The organism is Rhizobium sp. YAF28 (assembly GCF_052113285.1).
Taxonomy (GTDB): domain Bacteria; phylum Pseudomonadota; class Alphaproteobacteria; order Rhizobiales; family Rhizobiaceae; genus Rhizobium.
Window position 1 is genome coordinate 197,441 of record NZ_JBFRCX010000007.1, and the last position, 17,909, is coordinate 215,349.

13 protein-coding genes, 1 tRNA gene and 1 pseudogene are annotated in these 17,909 nt (G+C 59.8%); 6 read left to right on the forward strand and 9 right to left on the reverse strand.

The features are described 5' to 3' along the window. Positions 1 to 71 precede the first annotated feature (71 nt). The 3 genes from AB4Z13_RS17905 to gltB all read right to left on the reverse strand — a co-directional run bounded on the left by AB4Z13_RS17905 (position 72) and on the right by gltB (position 7,373). Positions 72 to 713: a hypothetical protein gene (locus tag AB4Z13_RS17905; RefSeq protein WP_442206412.1), complete on the reverse strand. Its 642-nt coding sequence runs from the start codon at positions 711 to 713 to the stop codon at positions 72 to 74. Between the two features lie 257 nt (positions 714 to 970). Continuing rightward, positions 971 to 2,425 (reverse strand): glutamate synthase subunit beta, encoded by a 1,455-nt coding sequence (locus AB4Z13_RS17910; RefSeq protein WP_442206413.1) that lies wholly within the window; start codon positions 2,423 to 2,425, stop codon positions 971 to 973. Between the two features lie 223 nt (positions 2,426 to 2,648). Continuing rightward, entirely contained in the window at positions 2,649 to 7,373 is a 4,725-nt protein-coding gene (gene gltB, locus AB4Z13_RS17915) for a glutamate synthase large subunit (RefSeq protein WP_113320932.1), read from the reverse strand. Between the two features lie 544 nt (positions 7,374 to 7,917). Between gltB and AB4Z13_RS17920 the strand changes: the two genes are divergently transcribed. Then, positions 7,918 to 8,970 (forward strand): threonine aldolase family protein, encoded by a 1,053-nt coding sequence (locus tag AB4Z13_RS17920; protein ID WP_113320933.1) that lies wholly within the window; start codon positions 7,918 to 7,920, stop codon positions 8,968 to 8,970. Between the two features lie 66 nt (positions 8,971 to 9,036). Here AB4Z13_RS17920 and AB4Z13_RS17925 read toward each other — a convergent pair whose 3' ends face one another. After that, positions 9,037 to 9,891, reverse strand: a complete 855-nt coding sequence (locus AB4Z13_RS17925) for a LysR family transcriptional regulator (RefSeq protein WP_113320934.1) — start codon at positions 9,889 to 9,891, stop codon at positions 9,037 to 9,039. Between the two features lie 51 nt (positions 9,892 to 9,942). Between AB4Z13_RS17925 and AB4Z13_RS17930 the strand changes: the two are divergent. After that, positions 9,943 to 10,990: pseudogene (locus AB4Z13_RS17930) on the forward strand (bile acid:sodium symporter family protein). A 71-nt stretch (positions 10,991 to 11,061) separates the two neighbouring features. Here the strand turns inward: AB4Z13_RS17930 and AB4Z13_RS17935 are convergent. Next, the gene (locus tag AB4Z13_RS17935; RefSeq protein ID WP_007822816.1) at positions 11,062 to 11,532 is read right to left on the reverse strand and encodes an Hsp20 family protein; all 471 of its coding nucleotides are present in this window, start codon (positions 11,530 to 11,532) and stop codon (positions 11,062 to 11,064) included. Positions 11,533 to 11,857: 325 nt separating this feature from the next. Next, positions 11,858 to 12,382 carry a hypothetical protein gene (locus tag AB4Z13_RS17940; protein WP_439016559.1) on the reverse strand — a complete coding sequence of 175 codons (525 nt, stop codon included), beginning with the start codon at positions 12,380 to 12,382 and terminating at the stop codon, positions 11,858 to 11,860. Between the two features lie 237 nt (positions 12,383 to 12,619). Between AB4Z13_RS17940 and AB4Z13_RS17945 the strand changes: the two genes are divergently transcribed. Further along, a complete protein-coding gene (locus AB4Z13_RS17945) occupies positions 12,620 to 13,591 on the forward strand; it encodes an alpha/beta hydrolase (RefSeq protein ID WP_113320937.1) in 972 nt (323 codons plus the stop codon). Positions 13,592 to 13,696: 105 nt separating this feature from the next. Here AB4Z13_RS17945 and hisN read toward each other — a convergent pair whose 3' ends face one another. Together hisN and AB4Z13_RS17955 are read right to left on the reverse strand one after the other, a co-directional pair. Then, positions 13,697 to 14,470 (reverse strand): histidinol-phosphatase, encoded by a 774-nt coding sequence (hisN, locus tag AB4Z13_RS17950; protein WP_113320938.1) that lies wholly within the window; start codon positions 14,468 to 14,470, stop codon positions 13,697 to 13,699. 250 nt (positions 14,471 to 14,720) lie between these two features. Next, the gene (locus AB4Z13_RS17955) at positions 14,721 to 15,602 is read right to left on the reverse strand and encodes an N-formylglutamate amidohydrolase (RefSeq protein ID WP_113320939.1); all 882 of its coding nucleotides are present in this window, start codon (positions 15,600 to 15,602) and stop codon (positions 14,721 to 14,723) included. A 190-nt stretch (positions 15,603 to 15,792) separates the two neighbouring features. Here AB4Z13_RS17955 and cpdR1 point away from each other — a divergent pair, with 190 nt between their 5' ends. The 3 genes from cpdR1 to AB4Z13_RS17970 all read left to right on the forward strand — a co-directional run bounded on the left by cpdR1 (position 15,793) and on the right by AB4Z13_RS17970 (position 17,014). Further along, positions 15,793 to 16,155: a response regulator CpdR1 gene (cpdR1, locus tag AB4Z13_RS17960; RefSeq protein WP_003542883.1), complete on the forward strand. Its 363-nt coding sequence runs from the start codon at positions 15,793 to 15,795 to the stop codon at positions 16,153 to 16,155. Between the two features lie 84 nt (positions 16,156 to 16,239). Then, positions 16,240 to 16,314, forward strand: a tRNA-Val gene (locus AB4Z13_RS17965). Positions 16,315 to 16,537: 223 nt separating this feature from the next. Continuing rightward, positions 16,538 to 17,014 carry a hypothetical protein gene (locus tag AB4Z13_RS17970; protein ID WP_007822806.1) on the forward strand — a complete coding sequence of 159 codons (477 nt, stop codon included), beginning with the start codon at positions 16,538 to 16,540 and terminating at the stop codon, positions 17,012 to 17,014. Positions 17,015 to 17,048: 34 nt separating this feature from the next. Here AB4Z13_RS17970 and AB4Z13_RS17975 read toward each other — a convergent pair whose 3' ends face one another. After that, positions 17,049 to 17,762, reverse strand: a complete 714-nt coding sequence (locus AB4Z13_RS17975; RefSeq protein WP_113320940.1) for a hypothetical protein — start codon at positions 17,760 to 17,762, stop codon at positions 17,049 to 17,051. Positions 17,763 to 17,909: the final 147 nt, after the last annotated feature.

The following is a 17,909-nucleotide window of genomic DNA, read 5'->3' on the forward strand; positions in this document are numbered from 1 at the left end:
CCCATTCGGACGCATTAGGGACGCTCTAACTCTTTGAATCTACGCATCGACCCGAAAATCGACGGTCCGGATTACTTGGCTGCCGCCTGCGGCCAAGTCAGATAGTAGAAGTTAGAGCCGATCTGGCCGAAATAGGCATTGCTGTTGTCGACCTTATCCACATAGTGACCGGCCTGCTTGACGAACGAGGCATCATCGCCGCGCTTCAGATGCGCGTTGAGAAAGTCGTTCCAGCCGCTGGCGTCGATATCGGTGCCGGGCTTGCTGTCCGTATTCGCTTCATCCGGATTTTCGACATCCCAGGCGGCGATGGAAACGCCCTGCGTCGGATCGGAGACCGTCAGCGTACCGTTTTCAAGAGCTGCCAGCATATCATGTGCCGTACCATCGGTGCCTTCCTGCTGGGCCGCCTCTTCAAGCTGCTTTTTTAGCATGGCCATGAAGGACGAACTCGTCACATCGGGATTTTCGCTCCATGTGTCCGTCGTCTCGTCGGTCTGATCGTTCTGCGTCGAAAGCGTATCGAGCAGGCTTGCAAGCGCATTGTTGGAAAGCAGCGAAGACGTGTCCGGGTCCAGACCGTAGCTGCTGAGAATGCTGGCAGCGCTGGAGGATTCGGTGGCACTCTGACTGCTGTCCTCATCGGAACCGCGCAGGTTCTTCAGGGCGTATTGGGCTGAGACCAGCCGCGTACTGTCGATTGCGGAAACCATGGTTTGTCCTTTGTGATGGTCCGCAGCAACCATGTCCCTTGCGCCGCGGCCAACAGTGAAACGCCTCACGACTGAACGGGCGGGGGCATGTCCGGCCAGTCGCCGCAGGCCGGTTCGGGCCTGCATACGCAGGAAAACTGCAGCTCGGGAATTGCATGAAGCTTGCCGGAAGCCGCGGCGCGTCAACCGGTCGCACCACGAAAAACTCCGCCGGAATGCGGCGGAGTTTTATTGCTCGACGAATTGTTTGTGGCCGATCAGCGCGGCAGGACGGTGGAGCCCATCAGCGCCTCGTCGATCGCGCGCGCGGCCTGGCGGCCTTCGCGGATTGCCCAGACCACCAGCGACTGGCCGCGGCGCACGTCGCCCGCCGTCCAGAGCTTGTCGATCGAGGTCTTGTAGTCAAGGTCGTTGGCAACGACGTTGGTCGATCCGCGCTTGTCGATATTGAGTATCAGCTTGCCGTCGAGCTCCTTCAGCACGCTGTCGTTGAACGGACCGCTGAAGCCGATGGCGATAAAGGCAAGATCTGCCTTGATGACAAAATCCGTACCCGGAACCGGCCGGCGGCGCTCATCGACTTCACAGCACTTCACGCCTGTCAGGACACCATCTTCGCCGACGAATTCTAGCGTGGCGACCTGGAATTCGCGGATCGCGCCTTCGGCCTGCGAAGAGGAGGTACGCATCTTCGTGGCCCAGAACGGCCAGACGGCGAGCTTGTCTTCCTTTTCCGGCGGCTGCGGACGAATGTCGAGCTGGGTCACCTTGACCGCACCCTGACGGAAGGCCGTGCCGACGCAGTCCGACGCCGTATCACCACCGCCGACAACGACGACATGCTTGGCTCCGGCCAGGATCGGATCGGACGGCCAACCGGTGCTGTCGATATTCTCGCGGCCGACGCGCTTGTTCTGCTGAACCAGATACGGCATTGCATCGTGAACACCGGTGAGATCGATACCCGGAATGCCGGCAGCACGCGGCGTCTCGGAGCCGCCGCAGTAAAGCACGGCATCATAATCCGCGAGCAGCTGCTCGACCTTGACGTCGACGCCGACATTGACGCCGCAATGGAACGTCACGCCCTCGCCTTTCATCTGCTCCACGCGGCGATCGATGAAGTTCTTCTCCATCTTGAAATCCGGAATGCCGTAACGCAGCAGGCCGCCGGGCTTCGTCTCACGCTCGTAGACATGCACGTCATGGCCGGCGCGACCGAGCTGCTGGGCGGCCGCCATGCCGGCAGGGCCGGAGCCAATGATTGCAACCTTCTTGCCGGTATGGATCGTTGCCGGCTGCGGACGGATGAAGCCGAGCTCGTAAGCCTTGTCGGCAATCGCCTGTTCGACCGTCTTGATGGCGACCGGCGTATCCTCGAGGTTCAGCGTGCAGGCCTCCTCGCAAGGCGCGGGGCAGACCCGGCCAGTGAACTCAGGGAAGTTGTTGGTCGAATGCAGGTTCTGGATCGCTGCTTCCCAGTTGTTGTTGTAGACGAGGTCGTTCCAGTCCGGAATCTGGTTATGCACCGGGCAGCCGGTCGGGCCGTGGCAATAGGGGATGCCACAGTCCATGCAGCGGGCTGCCTGTTTCTGCACTTCCGGGTCCGACATCGGGATCGTGAATTCGCGGAAATGACGGATACGATCCGACGCAGGCTGATACTTCGCTACCTGCCGGTCGATTTCCAGAAAACCTGTAACCTTACCCATATTTTCGTCCCTTACCCTCATGACCGCCTCGCCCGCGGCCAGTTGTCTGTTCAGCCTCGATCGCGGAGGCAGGTTGTTTGTCTTGACCGTCATTCGAACATATCCCCTGTCGCCATCCACGCAGTTGCACAAGCTTCAAGCTCGTGGCTCATCGTCGTGTGTCATTGAGATATTTCAGTCACCCGCCACGCGCTTTTCAGGCGTGGCGGATTGTTCGGTGCAACTACTCGGCAGCGATGCCCATCCGGCTGCGCTCCATTTCCTCAAGCGCGCGACGGTATTCAACCGGCATGACCTTGCGGAATTTCGGGCGGTAGTCAGCCCAGTGCTCAAGGATTTCCTTGGCGCGGGTGGAGCCCGTGTAGTGCAGGTGGTTTGAGATCAGCTGGTATAGGCGCTCCTCGTCGTGACGCGTCATGTCGCCGGAGACGTCGACACGTCCCTTATGCATGAGGTCGCCGCCGTGATGGTGCAGTTTCTCCAGCATGTCATCCTCTTCCGGAACCGGCTCGAGCTCGACCATGGCCATGTTGCAGCGGCTGGCGAAATCGCCGGCCTCGTCGAGAACATAGGCCACGCCGCCCGACATGCCGGCCGCGAAGTTGCGGCCCGTTTCGCCGAGCACGACGACCACGCCGCCCGTCATATATTCACAGCCGTGATCGCCCACGCCTTCGACGATGGCGATCGCACCGGAGTTACGAACTGCGAAACGCTCACCCGCGACACCGCGGAAGTAGCACTCGCCCTCGGTCGCACCGTAGAGAACGGTATTGCCAACGATGATCGAGTTCTCAGCGACGATCCTCGAGTTTTCCGGCGGACGGATGATGATCTTGCCGCCCGAGAGGCCCTTGCCGACATAGTCATTGCCGTCGCCGATCAGGTTGAAGGTCACGCCGCGTGCCAGGAATGCGCCGAAGCTCTGGCCTGCTGTTCCTTTGAGGGTGACGTTGATCGTGTCTTCCTTCAGGCCGCGATGGTTATAACGCTTGGCCACCTCGCCCGAGAGCATCGCACCGGCGGAACGATCGACGTTCCTGATGTCGACTTCGAAGGCAACGGGCGTCTTCGATGCCAGCGCCGGCTCGGCCGCCGCAATCATCTTGCGGTCGAGAATGTCGTCGATCGGGTGCTTCTGACGCGTCGTCCAGTAGGTCTCCTCCTTCGGTGCATCGACCTTGTGGAAGATCTTCGCGAAGTCGAGTCCCCTAGCCTTCCAGTGCGCCAGCATCTCGTCCTTCTCGAGCAACTCCGAAGCGCCGATGATCTCATCGAGCCTGGTGAAGCCGAGGGAGGCCAGAATTTCGCGCACTTCGTTGGCGACGAAGAAGAAGTAGTTGATGACGTGCTCCGGCGTGCCCTTGAAGCGCTTGCGCAGGACGGGATCCTGCGTCGCCACGCCGACCGGACAGGTGTTGAGATGGCACTTGCGCATCATGATGCAGCCGGCAGCGATCAGCGGAGCCGTCGCGAAGCCGAATTCATCGGCACCAAGCAGCGCGCCGATGACGACGTCGCGGCCGGTCTTCAGACCACCGTCAACCTGTAGGGCAACGCGCGAGCGCAGACCGTTCAGCACCAGCGTCTGCTGGGTTTCGGCAAGGCCGATTTCCCAGGGAGAGCCTGCATGCTTCAACGAGGTGAGCGGTGAAGCGCCCGTGCCGCCGTCGAAACCGGCAACCGTGATGTGGTCGGCGCGCGCCTTGGCAACACCGGCGGCAACCGTGCCGACGCCGACTTCCGAGACAAGCTTGACCGAGACATCCGAGGTCGGGTTGACGTTCTTCAGGTCGTAGATCAGCTGCGCCAGATCTTCGATCGAATAGATGTCATGGTGCGGCGGCGGCGAAATCAGGCCGACGCCCGGCGTCGAATGACGGGTCTTGGCAACGACCGCATCGACCTTATGGCCGGGCAGCTGGCCGCCTTCGCCGGGCTTGGCACCCTGCGCGACCTTGATCTGCAGCACGTCGGCATTGACGAGATATTCCGTCGTCACGCCGAAACGGCCGGACGCGATCTGCTTGATGGCCGAGCGCTCGGGGTTCGACGAACCATTCGGCAGCGGCATGTAGCGATCGCTCTCTTCGCCGCCCTCACCGGTGTTCGACTTTCCGCCGATCCGGTTCATGGCGATCGCCAGCGTTGTATGCGCCTCGCGGCTGATCGAGCCGAAGGACATGGCGCCCGTGGAGAAGCGCTTGACGATATCGACCGCCGGCTCGACGCTGTCGACCGGCACCGGCTTGCGGCCGAGTGCCTCGGCGCTCTTGATCTTGAAGAGGCCGCGGATCGTGTTCATACGGAGCGCCGACGTGTTCACCATCTCGGCGAATTCGCGGTAGCGATCCTCGGCATTGCCGCGAACCGCATGCTGCAGGGCAGCCACGGCATCCGGCGTCCAGGCATGGCTTTCGCCGCGCATGCGGTAGGCATATTCGCCGCCGATATCGAGCGTGCTGGCGAGCAGCGGATCGCGGCCGAAGGCTGACTTGTGGCGGATGACCGTCTCGCTGGCGATTTCCTCCAGGCCGACGCCTTCGATGGTCGTCGCCGTGCCGAAGAAGTACTTGTCGACGAATTCCGACTGCAGGCCAATCGCATCGAAGATCTGCGCGCCGCAATAGGACTGATAGGTCGAGATGCCCATCTTGGACATGACCTTCAGGATGCCCTTGCCGACAGCCTTGATGTAGCGATAGACGACTTCGCTGGCGTCGACTTCCTTCGGGAATTCGCCCTTGGCATGCATATCCAGCAGCGTGTCGAAGGCGAGATAGGGGTTGATCGCTTCAGCACCATAACCAGCCAGCAGGCAGAAATGGTGCACTTCGCGCGGCTCGCCGGTTTCGACGACGAGACCGACCGAGGTGCGCAGCCCCTTGCGGATCAGGTGATGGTGCACGGCAGCGGTCGCAAGCAGCGCCGGGATCGCGATACGATCGGGGCCGATCTGGCGGTCGGAGAGCACGATGATGTTGTAACCGCCCTTGACGGCCGCTTCCGCCCGTTCGCAGAGGCGGTCGAGCATCTCGGGCATGCCTTCGGCGCCACGCTCCACATCATAGGTGAAATCAAGTGTCTTTGTGTCGAAACGGTCTTCCGTGTGACCGATCGAGCGGATCTTCTCGAGATCGCCATTGGTCAGGATCGGCTGGCGCACCTCGAGACGCTTGGCGTTTGCCATGCCTTCGTGGTCGAGGATGTTCGGACGCGGACCGATGAATGACACAAGGCTCATGACGAGTTCTTCACGGATCGGGTCGATCGGCGGGTTCGTCACCTGCGCGAAGTTCTGCTTGAAATAGGTGTAAAGCAGCTTCGACTTCTCGGACATGGCCGAGATCGGCGTATCCGTGCCCATCGAGCCGATCGCTTCCTGACCCGTCGTCGCCATCGGCGACATCAGGATCTTGGTGTCTTCCGTCGTGTAGCCGAAGGCCTGCTGGCGATCGAGCAGCGAGACGTCGCGGCGAAGCGCACGCGGTTCGACCGGCTTCAGGTCTTCAAGGATGAGCTGCGTGCGGTTAAGCCAGCTGCGATAGGGATGCGCGTTTGCAAGCTGCGCCTTCACCTCGTCGTCGGAGATGATGCGGCCTTCTTCCATGTCGATCAGCAGCATCTTGCCTGGCTGCAGGCGCCACTTCTGGATGATGCTCTCTTCGGCAACCGGCAGCGTGCCGGCTTCGGAGGCGAGGATAACGCGATCATCGTCTGTGACGAGATAACGAGCGGGACGCAGGCCGTTGCGGTCGAGCGTCGCGCCGATCTGCTTGCCGTCGGTGAAGGCAACGGCAGCCGGGCCATCCCAAGGTTCCATGAGAGCAGCATGATATTCGTAGAATGCCTTGCGCTCCGGCGACATGGACTGGTTACCAGCCCAGGCTTCCGGGATCAGCATCATGACCGCATGCGAAAGCGAATAGCCGCCGCGCAAGAGGAATTCGAGCGCGTTGTCGAAACAGGCCGTGTCCGACTGGCCTTCATAGGAGATCGGCCAGAGCTTGGAGATATCTTCGCCGAACAGCGGAGAGGAGACAGAGGCCTGGCGCGCCGCCATCCAGTTGACGTTGCCGCGCAGCGTGTTGATTTCGCCGTTATGGGCGACCATGCGGTACGGGTGCGCAAGCTTCCAGGACGGGAAGGTGTTGGTCGAGAACCGCTGGTGTACGAGTGCCACGGCGCTCTCGAAGCGCGGGTCCGCCAGGTCCTTATAATAGGCGCCGACCTGATAGGCCAGGAACATGCCCTTGTAGACGACGGTCGTGCTCGACAGCGACACCGGATAGAAGTGGCTCTCCTCGCCGTCGAACTCGTCATAGATGCGGTTGGAGATCACCTTGCGAAGCGTGAAGAGCCGGCGCTCGAATTCATCGTTCGTCGCGGCATCCTTGCCGGCACCGATGAAGACCTGCACGTGATGCGGCTCGGTCGCGGCAATTGCCGGCGCCTTGGAGAGCGAGGAATTGTCGACCGGAACGTCACGGAATCCGATGAGGACCTGGCCTTCTTCGGTGATGACGTCCTTGATCACCTTCTTGAAGTGCTCGATCTGCTTTTCGTCGCGCGGCATGAAGATATGGCCGACACCATATTCGCCGGCCTTCGGTAGGGTGATGCCCTGCAGGGCCATTTCCTCGCGGAAGAAGCGATCGGGGATCTGCACGAGGATGCCCGCGCCGTCGCCCATCAGCGGATCGGCGCCGACGGCACCGCGGTGCGTCAGGTTTTCAAGAATGAAGAGACCGTCTTTGACGATCTGATGCGACTTCTGGCCCTTCATATGCGCAACGAAGCCGACACCGCAGGCATCATGTTCATTGCGCGGATCGTAGAGCCCCTGTTTTTTCGGCAAGCCGGAGGCGAATTTACGCGTATTGGCCGTTGCGCGCACGTTTGCTGCTGCGAACTGGTCAATCTGCGTGGATGGCGTCTTCTTCGTCATCGTCTTCCTCCTGTCGAAGCCCGCGGGGCTGCGGGCGGCTTTTCGTCGCGCACCGCACCCTTTAAGATAGGTCCGGCGCGTGACAGCGCTGTTGCATCGTGAAGATCCGGTCGCAGACGTCTGCTTTTCAAGGAAAGCAAACCGTCGCGTTCCGCGCCTGCCATTCGCCTCCGCGCGCCGCCATGTGAAGGCTCAGCACTCGAAAGAACTATAGCGTGAAAGCCGCTCTGTTCCAGGGCTTTCGGCGCCTCTTCGGCCGGGAAGGCCAAAATAGGACAGCAACCCTGTCCTAGTTCATCAGTTCAATGACAGAAACAATTCCTCTTCGCAAGAGTGTGCTCTTAAAAAAACGCCAATTTGCGACGGAAGATTGCCAAATCAGTCGAAACCACGACATAAAATTGCTCATCGAGAAAGTATTTTGTTTTTTGATTACGCGGTTCAATTTCTGTGATGGATCAGGACTTCCGCGCTTGATCCTGTGAAGCTTTGGCGTAATGTCCCTTTCCTAACTCCCGCCCCATCATTTTCAATGGTTTCTTCCATGTTTTTTGCTTCCGACAACTGGGCTGGCGCCCATAAATCCATTGCCGAGCGCCTGCTGGCTGAATCTGCCGATTTTGCCGCCGCCTACGGCAACAGCGACTACGATAAGAAGGTTGAAGCCCGCTTCTCCGAAATCTTCGAACGCGAGGTCTCGGTCTTCTTCGTCGCCACCGGCACCGCCGCCAACTCGCTTTCGCTCGCAAGCGTGCAACGCCCCGGCGGCATCGCCTTCTGCCATCAGGAAGCCCATGTCGCCCAGGACGAATGCGGCGCCCCCGAATTCTTCTCCGGTGCATCCCGCCTGATGCCGGTCGCCGGCGATTTCGGCAAAATCGATCCGGCAGAACTGTCCGCGAAGATTGCCGCCTTCCCTGAGGACGCGGTCCATCATGGTCGTGCAAGTGCCGTCACCATCACCCAGGCGACTGAAATCGGCACCGTCTATTCTCTGCCGGAAATCGGCGAAATCTCCGCCATCGCCAAGAAGCGCAATCTGCCGCTGCACATGGATGGCGCCCGCTTCGCCAATGCGCTCGTCGCACTCAATGCAACGCCTGCCGAAATGACCTGGAAACGCGGCGTCGACATTCTCTCCTTCGGCGGCACCAAGAATGGCTGCTGGTGCGCGGAAGCGATCATCTTCTTCAATCCGGAGCAGGCGAAGGAAATGCCCTTCATCCGCAAGCGCGCCGCCCAGCTCTTCTCCAAGTCGCGCTTCATCTCCGCCCAGTTCGACGCCTATTTCGAAAATAGCCTCTGGCTCGATCTCGCCCGTCACTCCAACGGCATGGCCGAGCGTCTGCGCGCAGGCATCGGCGCCAGCAACTCGGCTCGGCTCGCCTGGCCGACCGCCTCAAACGAAGTTTTCGCAGTCATTCAGAAATCAGCGGCAAAAACGGCTGAGGGCAGAGGCGCAAAATTCTACGAGTGGCCGATCCCGGCCGGCATGCCGGACCTCGTTTCGGAGGGCGAAACGCTCGTCCGTCTCGTCACCAGTTTCGCCACCAACGAAGCTGATGTCGATGGCTTCCTGAAGTGCCTGGCGGCCTGAGTTCCTGCGACGGCAACCATCACGGTCACAAAACAAGATCCCGCCAGTATCGGCGGGAATTTTGTTTCAAGCCGACCGCAAGTTCCTGACCTTCTTCAGAATATCATTCGAAAGTGCCGCCACCAGCGCCTGATCGGCCCCCTTGCGCGGCACCAGCACGAATTCGACATCCTCGAGAACGGGCAGCCTGCCGACAGCAATCTCCTTCAGCCCCGAAGGCGCCATGCTGCGCGGCTGCACCAGCACGCCCATGCCGGCGCGCGCCGCAGCCGTCAGCCCGCTCAGGCTGCCGCAGGTACAGACAATCCGCCAGGGCACGCCATGCCGCCCGAGTGCCTCGAGCGCAATGGCCCGCGTCACACTTGGCGGCGGAAAGGCGATCAGGGGTAGCGGACCGGCGGCGAGTACATGTTCCGGATCACGCGCCAGCCAGACGAGCGGCTCGCGATAGACGAGCTTTCCATGCTCATCGCCGAGCCGTCGTTTCGCCAGCACCAGATCGATGACCCCCGCATCCTGCATTTCATAGAGCACGCCGGACAGTGCCACCGTCAGCTCCAGATCGACCGAGGGATGCGAGCGCACGAAATCTTCCAGCACCGCCGGCAACTGGCTCGTTACGAAATCCTCGGAAACGCCGAGCCGCAGCCGCCCGCGCAGGCTGCCGCCCTTGAACAGCGACTGCACCTGTCCTTCGATCAACAACATGGCGCGCGCATGCGAAAGCAGGGCCTCGCCATCACCGGTCAGGACGACCTTATGCGTATCGCGCTCCAGCAGCCGTCGCCCCAGCGAAGTTTCCAGCCTTTGGATATGCTGGCTGACCGTAGACTGGCCGAGGCCCAGCCTCTCGGCGGCCAGCGTGAAGCTACCCATCTGCTCGACGGTGACGAAACTGCGTAGCTGTGAGAGGTCCAGCATGAGGCGAATCCAGATTCGCGATAACTGTTATTCCTTGCATCCTGTATCATAATGAGCGACAAAACAATGACTCATTTATCTCAGCGAGACCGCCATGCGCCGCTTCTTACCCGACACATTCACGATCCTGCTCGTCTGCACCGTCATCCTCGCCTCGATCTTCCCAGCAAGCGGCGCCTTTGCCGGCTGGTTCGGTGTGGCGACTGATTTTGCCATTGCGCTGCTGTTCTTCCTGCACGGCGCGCGACTCTCGCGTGATGTTGTCATCGCCGGTCTGCTACACTGGCGGCTGCATCTCGTCATTCTGCTGACCACCTTCGGACTCTTCCCGATCCTCGGCCTGGCGATAGGCTTCATCCCGGATTCGATCCTGCCGCAGCCGCTTTATCTCGGCATCCTCTTCCTCTGCGTGCTGCCGTCGACTGTGCAGTCCTCGATCGCCTTCACCTCAATGGCGGGTGGTAATGTGCCGGCAGCGATCTGCTCGGCTTCGGCTTCCAATATTTTCGGCATGTTCCTGACGCCGTTGCTCGTCGGCCTGCTCTTTTCGGTCGGCGGCCACGGCGGCTTTTCCTTCGATGCGCTCGAACAGATCCTGCTCCAGCTCCTCGCCCCCTTCGTCGTCGGCCAGATCCTGCAGCCCTGGATCGGCGAATGGATCCGCTCCAAGAAGAAGATCCTGATGCCGGTCGACCGCGGCTCCATCCTGATGGTCGTCTACCTGGCTTTCTCGACGGCCGTCGTCGAGGGCCTGTGGCACACCTTCTCCATCGGCGACATCGCCGCCGTCATCATCGCCGACATGGTACTGCTGGCGCTCGTTCTCGTTATCACCATGTATGGCAGCCGCTGGCTCGGCTTCAACCGGGCCGATGAGATCACCATCACCTTCTGCGGGTCGAAGAAGAGCCTCGCAAGCGGCGTTCCGATGGCAAACGTCATCTTCGCCGGCCAGTCGATCGGCGCAATCGTCCTGCCGCTGATGCTCTTCCATCAGATCCAGCTGATGGTCTGCGCCGTCATCGCCCAGAAATATGCCGCCGCCGCAGCCCGCCGGGCCACCGAAAAGCAGCTTGAAGAAGCGGCAAGCCCAGCCTGATTGAACAGAATGACCGCAAACAAAAACGGCGCCCGCGAGGGCGCCGTTTCCGTCTGATCCGTCAAAGCGGATTAGTTGTTGACGACCTGTGCTTCGATCGCCTTCGGAGCCTCGACCGGCTCGGCAGCAATAGCGATCTTGCGGGGCTTGAGAGCCTCCGGGATGCTGCGCAGAAGGTCGATGTGCAGGAGGCCGTTCTTCAGCGAAGCGGCGGTCACTTCGACATGGTCGGCAAGCTGGAAGCGGCGCTCGAAGGCGCGCTTTGCGATGCCACGATATAGGAACTCGCTGCCATCAGCATTTTCTTCGCGCTTTTCACCCTTCACGATGAGCGCGTGGGCATGCGATTCGATGGAGAGTTCGGTTTCGTCGAAGCCGGCAACGGCCATGGTGATACGGTAGGTGTTCTCACCGGTCCGCTCGATGTTGTACGGCGGATAGCTCGGAACCTGCTCCGGCTGGGAGAGGCTGTCGAGCATGGTAAAGAGGCGGTCGAAACCGACGGTGGAACGATAAAGGGGAGAGAAGTCTACGTGACGCATGATGTCCTCCTAGGGAAGCGACGTGTTGCGATATCATGCCCTGAAACCCCGTTCTTGGCGGCTTCGGGACGGTTGCGCGGACCCTTCTGGCGTCCGCAGAGTTCAGATGGGTATGGCTTTCTGGGACTTCAAGCCCTCTTCAAAGCACCCGGGATGGCTGCGTGAACCCCGCATGAACGGCAGGTTCGGCGAAGGTTCAGGCGCTGCTGTCTAGAGATAGAGGCATCGGGTGACACTGGCCCGAAGGCTGAAGTGTATCGTCCCTTCTTCTTCAGCCTAAATTCGGCCGGCCAAGAGCTCCCTCAGCTCCGCCGGCCTTTTTTCTTCAGGCGTAAAGCTCTGCAAGCTGATCCTGCGTCGCATCCAGCCTATCAGCCGCGGCATCCTGATGGCTCAGCATGAGAGCGCTGACGATGCGCGACAGCGCAGCTGAATCACTGCTTGAAAATATCGACAAAGGACTGCTGTCCTCTTTGCCGCCGCTGTTTGAAGGCGGCACCTCGGCAACGATGGAACCGCCGCCCGGCAGCTTCGTGCTGATCGTGAAACCCTCCGCCGGAAAGGCGTCGCGATTGTCAACGATCATCTGCTCGAGCGCAAGGAACTGGCCGTTTTCCGGCGAAATGTCGGCATTCTGCGGCATTGCCATGACGGCAGAATATTCCCGCGCGAAAGCTGCCTGCGACTTCGAATTGTCGCTGAGCAGTTTCAGGATCGCCGGATGCACATCCGGCGGATCGATATCGAGATAGTCCGACTGCAAATAATCGAGAATGGACTCCGGCCGCTGCGGACCGGTTGATTGGTGGACGCCGGAATTGACAGGCCCGACGGAAGAAACCGAACTCATGGCCAGCCTCCCGGCGCCCCAATCTTCAGTCATGAACGTGCGGATAACCGGCCTCATGCCGGGACAAATCTTTCGTTCGCACTAACCATAGCGTGTCTCTGCTTTCGCGAAGCTTGCCATATAGAAAAATCTTAATGTATTATACCTCGCTTATATTAAGCCACAATTTCGCCATTGATTTTCCCGGCCTCTGCGCTATCCCCTAGTATATCTCTCACGCGAAGAAACATTCTGCCTATGGAACAGGTTCTTTACTCGACCCCAGACAATCCGGCGCCAGAGAACCGCACCGAAGGTTTTTTCGAGACCTACGACGGCCATAGGTTGCGTTATGCCGTCTTCCGGTCGCAGGCACCGGTCGCCCATGGAACGGTGGTGCTCCTGCACGGGCGCAGCGAATATATCGAGAAGTATTTCGAGACGATCCGAGATCTCACCGCCAAGGGCCTCTGGGTCGCGACTTTCGATCTGCGCGGCCAGGGTGGTTCGCCTCGGCTGATTAAGAAACGCAATCATGGCCACATCCGCCGCTTTTCCGATTACGAGCGCGATCTCGATGCCTTCCTCGAAAAGGTCGTGCTCCCGGATACCCGCCTGCCCTTCTATATGCTTGCTCATTCCACAGGCGCGCTGATTGCGCTTTCCGCCGCACCCTATCTCTCGACGCGTATCGAGCGCATGGTGCTCTCTGCCCCTTTCCTCGGCCTCATCGGCCAGGCCGCCTCCCAAGGCGTCATCCGCACGGTATCGAGCTCACTCTGTGCTGTTGGCCTCGGCGGGATGCCGCTCGGCAAGATGAAGGAGCTGCAATTCCTTGATAATCCGCTCACATCGGACGAAACGCGCTTCGAGCGCAATGCGGCTATAGCAAAAGCCCACCCGGAGCTTGCGCTGGGAGCGCCGACCGCGCGCTGGATGTATGAATGCATGAAGGCGATCGACCGGGTGACCCAGCCCTATCATCTCTTTTCGATCACCATTCCCTCTGTCGTCATCGCCCCGACACGCGACGGGCTGGTGCCTTATACGGTGCAGGAGAGGCTTTCGCGTTATTTCCGCGCCGGTCAGCTCGTACCGATCAACGGCGCCCGCCACGAGATATTCCAGGAAAGGGATATGTATCGTACCGCAGCACTTGCCGCCTTCCACGCCTTCATTCCCGGCAGCGACGCCGAGGCGACCGATGACGTGACGGCGATCGGCGTCTGAAACTTAAACCCATCGCGGTCTCCAGGATTCGCTCGCCATGCTTTAAGTTCTTATTTTACGCATGTGGTTATCGCAAAACCGCTGCACACTTTTGCACGACGCGCGTTAGCGCTGCAGGATGGCGATCGCCTCTTCATAGACCGCCCTGCTGCCGGCAGCGATAATGGAGCCGCCGTTTTCCGGCCGTCCGCCGTCCCAGGTGGTCATGATGCCGCCGGCGCCCTCGATGACAGGAATGATCCCACCGACATCATAGGGTTTGAGGCTGTTCTCGATCACGAGATCGACATGGCCTGCCGCCAGCAGCGCATAGGCATAACAGTCACAGCCATAACGGAAGAGCCGCACCTGACTTTCGATCTCGCGATATTTCTCCATCTCCTCGCCGACGAAGAGATGCGGCGAGGTCGTGAAGAGGATGGCATTGGAAAGAGCGCCGCAGTCACGCACCTGCAGCCGGCGTTCGCCCTCAGGCCCGCTATAGGTCGAACCGTTTTCGTCGCCGAAGTAACGCTCGCCGGTGAAAGGCTGTTCGATCATGCCGGCAACCGCCCGGCCATTCTTCTGCAGGCCGATCAGCGTACCCCAGACCGGAACGCCGGAAATGAAGGCGCGCGTACCGTCGATCGGGTCGATCACCCAAACATGCTCGCGGTCGAGGCCGACATTGCCATGTTCTTCGCCCAGAATACCGTGCTCCGGGAAATGCGCTTCGATCAGCGCACGGATGGCTGTCTCCGCCGCCCTGTCGCCTTCAGTGACGGGATCGAAGCCGGACGACAGCTTGTTGGTGACATTGGTGCCCGAGCGAAAACGCGGCAGGGTTTCCGCCTTGGCAGCTTCGGCGAGACGGTTGAAGAACGAACGGTCAGGAAGCATGGAGAAATCCACATAGCTGGCGGGAAATGGCGTTTTTCATAGCGAAAAACCGGCGGAATGCAAACACAACAGGCAATTTCCGATTAGCTGCCTAAATATTTTGCAGTGCAATATATTGCTTGACAATTGTGCAATGCAGCAGTAGTTTCTTACCTACAGTCTTCTGACTGTAAATACCCTCCTTGGGTGTTTCCTCCCTAGACTTAGCCGCGCTGACAAAGCGCGGTTTTTTTTGACCTGAAGGCAGAAATCACTCGGCCGCAAGCGCCCGGTCGCCGGAGAATTTCTCGACATACTCAGCCATCTGCCGCATGAACGACGTGACGGCGGTTGCAACGATGTCGAAATCGGGCCGCTTCTCCAGCGTGACCTCATCGACGTAGATCGAACGGTTGACCTCGATCTGCAGCGCATGCAGCCCGCGTGACGGGCGGCCATAATGTTCGGTGATGAAGCCACCGGCATAGGGCTTGTTGCGGATCGCTGCAAAACCCATTTCCTCGAGGATGCCGATTGCCGTACGCGAAAGCTCTGCCGAAGCGCTGGTGCCGTAGCGATCGCCGATGATGAAATCGGGCCGCGCATTGCTGCCGGCAACGCGCACGTTGCCCGGCATGGAATGGCAGTCGATCAGGACGCCGAAGCCAAACTGTACATGGGTGCGTGCAATCAGCCGCCGCAACGTCGAGTGATAGGGCTTGTAGACGCTTTCGACACGTTCCAGCCCCTCCTGAACGGGCAGCCGGCGCGCATAGATTTCCATGTTCTCGGCCACGATGCGCGGAATGGTGCCAAGTCCACCCGCAACCCTTAGCGAGTTGATATTCGCATAGGGCGGCAACAGCCCGTCGAACATGCGCGGATCGAGCTCATAAGGCTCACGGTTGACGTCCAGGTAGGCGCGCGGGAAATTCGCAAGGAGGAGTGGCGCACCAAGATCCACGGCAGCGCCGAACAGCTCGTCGACATAATGGTCTTCAGACCGGCGTATCGAGATACCTTCCAGCCGCGACTGCGCGATGAATTCCGGTGGATAAACGCGACCGCTATGAGGGGAGTTGTAGACGAAAGGAATGGTCTGCGACACGGGCTCATGCACTTCAAAAAGCTCGTATTCGCGTATTTCCGGCACTTTCTGCCCTCTTTACCATGTCATCAAGTGGCTATGACGGCTATGTTGCCAGTTGCCTGCCCTTAAGTCCATACTACATAGAAGGGATGGCGGTCGTGGCTAGGGTGATTTCACCGGTTGTTTACCGGGCGAAGTTTAGTGTAGACGGCTGGTATCCTAGAAAAACATCAGTGATCAGCGGTCCGGATTAATGACTCAGAAGATACTTCTCGCCGAAGACGACAATGACATGCGCCGCTTCCTCGTGAAGGCGCTCGAAAAGGCCGGATACAAGGTCCTTTCCTACGACAACGGCGCTAGCGCTTATGACCGCCTGCGTGAGGAGCCGTTCTCGCTGCTGCTGACCGATATCGTCATGCCGGAAATGGATGGCATCGAGTTGGCGCGCCGTGCGACCGAACTCGATCCTGACCTGAAGGTCATGTTCATCACCGGCTTCGCAGCCGTTGCACTGAACCCTGATTCGAAGGCTCCGAAGGATGCAAAGGTCCTTTCCAAGCCTTTCCACCTGCGCGATCTCGTTGACGAGGTCAACAAGATGCTTGCCGCATAAGGCTTCTTGGCGGCTCGTCACAAAACTTCAAAAAAGCCTATTGACGGCTCCGGAGGTTTTGTGATCTATGCGCCGCCATCGGATGGGCGTGTAGCTCAGCGGGAGAGCACTACGTTGACATCGTAGGGGTCACAGGTTCAATCCCTGTCACGCCCACCATCCTAATTCGCTGAAAAGCAAAGGCCTTTCGAGAAATCGAAAGGCCTTTAGTTTCCGGTTTTAAGTTGCCGGATTCGCATTCCAGACCAAGCCACCTGTACCGGCTCGTCTCAAATCTTATCCGAAGGGATCGAAACCAAATTCGGACACAGAGCCATGCCATGCGCGACAATAGAGCCCGAGGCGTTGATTCGCCTCGTCAGGACATGGGGTTCGAATCGAAATGAAATTATCCGCGCTTGCCATCGCCGCCTTCTCCACCCTCGCTTTTGCAGCTGCAGCGCAGGCCGACGACAATTTTCCGGGTGCGCCCGGCGTCATTGCCCTTGGTGGCAAGTGCCAGAAGCTCGTCGTTGCCAAGTTCGATGCCACGAAGGGCTGCAAGGGAGAGCTGGCAAGCGTGACGCTCGTCAACGGCACCGTGACCTTCATCTTCACCTCTGATGGTAAGCTGCTGGGCTTCCAGGGCGATGGGAAGGGCATCAAGCCCGCGTCCAATGGCAATGCCCGACTGCCGCTCAGCCTCGTCACCACGGGCGTTGGAAATAAGATGACAGGTGAGGTGAAGGTTGCCGGCTCGTGCACCTTCGGCAATCCTTATTCCGGTAAGCCGACTGCCATCGAATGCACGGCCGAAAGCAAGGATTCGGCCTTCACCGGCAGCTTCCGCACCAGCGGCAAGGCGCCAGCACGGAAATAACACGCGAAAATAAGCGATCGTCAGACCGGGGGCCTCAAGCGCACCAGGAACCGCCGGCAGATCCCGGCTTCCTGGCCAGGCCCTCATTGATAAGCCGCGTGCCGAAAGAGCGCCCGTCGCGCGAAATGACACGCGGCGCACCCCGGTCATCTGCCTTGCCGACAGCATTCATGTCGAACGGACCGGCATTCAGCAGCGCAAGCAAACGCGATTTGGCAGCAAAGGCAATCTTCCGTTCGTCTTCGCAGCGTGCACGGTCCACGTCCGGGCTGACCATATCGGCGATGACGATCTTCTCGCCCTTATACCAGAAGGTACCTGCGTCACCGACGCAATTGATATGCTCACCCTGCCCGCAATATCCGAAAGCCGCCTTGGCGGTTTCCGACGAGGATGGGGTAGCAGGAGAAATAGAGGCCGGCACGATCTTTGCCGCCGGCACCGGAGCCGAGGGGATCGCTGCAGGTGGTACTGGATCGTTTGTCTGGCGTGGCTTGACAGCAGGAGCCGCAACGGCAACCTGCTTCGGCGCTTCCTTGGATGTCTGAGGTTTGCCTTCAGCCGCCTCACTGATGACGGCGGCAGGTGCCTTGCCAAGCATCGGGCGGATGCTCTTCCAATTGTCATAGGCGGCAATGGCGCCCACCGCCGCGATGCCTATCACCATCCAAGGCATCGCGCCGCTGGAGGACGCACTGCTCTTCCTTTTTGCCGGCGCCTTGCGGCGGCGTGTCGCTGTCTTGGCCATCGATCCGATTCCCTTGAATGGGCCGGATTATCGCTGTCCAATCCTTTCGGAAAGGTTGGCAAGATATGGCCGTGGGTCGCTTTCCCAGACCAGAACTCGTCGGAAAAGAAAACGCCCGGCGCGTGGCCGGGCGTCTCATTCAAATTC

Bases quoted from the DNA above. Each gene is read 5' to 3' on its own strand.
- AB4Z13_RS17945 (WP_113320937.1), top strand. From the start codon at position 12,620: ATGGAACAGGTTCTTTACTCGACCCCAGACAATCCGGCGCCAGAGAAC.
- AB4Z13_RS17970 (WP_007822806.1), top strand. From the start codon at position 16,538: ATGAAATTATCCGCGCTTGCCATCGCCGCCTTCTCCACCCTCGCTTTT.
- AB4Z13_RS17920 (WP_113320933.1), top strand. From the start codon at position 7,918: ATGTTTTTTGCTTCCGACAACTGGGCTGGCGCCCATAAATCCATTGCC.
- AB4Z13_RS17940 (WP_439016559.1), bottom strand. From the start codon at position 12,382: ATGAGTTCGGTTTCTTCCGTCGGGCCTGTCAATTCCGGCGTCCACCAA.
- hisN (WP_113320938.1), bottom strand. From the start codon at position 14,470: ATGCTTCCTGACCGTTCGTTCTTCAACCGTCTCGCCGAAGCTGCCAAG.
- AB4Z13_RS17975 (WP_113320940.1), bottom strand. From the start codon at position 17,762: ATGGCCAAGACAGCGACACGCCGCCGCAAGGCGCCGGCAAAAAGGAAG.
- cpdR1 (WP_003542883.1), top strand. From the start codon at position 15,793: ATGACTCAGAAGATACTTCTCGCCGAAGACGACAATGACATGCGCCGC.
- AB4Z13_RS17905 (WP_442206412.1), bottom strand. From the start codon at position 713: ATGGTTTCCGCAATCGACAGTACGCGGCTGGTCTCAGCCCAATACGCC.
- gltB (WP_113320932.1), bottom strand. From the start codon at position 7,373: ATGACGAAGAAGACGCCATCCACGCAGATTGACCAGTTCGCAGCAGCA.
- AB4Z13_RS17935 (WP_007822816.1), bottom strand. From the start codon at position 11,532: ATGCGTCACGTAGACTTCTCTCCCCTTTATCGTTCCACCGTCGGTTTC.
- AB4Z13_RS17910 (WP_442206413.1), bottom strand. From the start codon at position 2,425: ATGGGTAAGGTTACAGGTTTTCTGGAAATCGACCGGCAGGTAGCGAAG.
- AB4Z13_RS17925 (WP_113320934.1), bottom strand. From the start codon at position 9,891: ATGCTGGACCTCTCACAGCTACGCAGTTTCGTCACCGTCGAGCAGATG.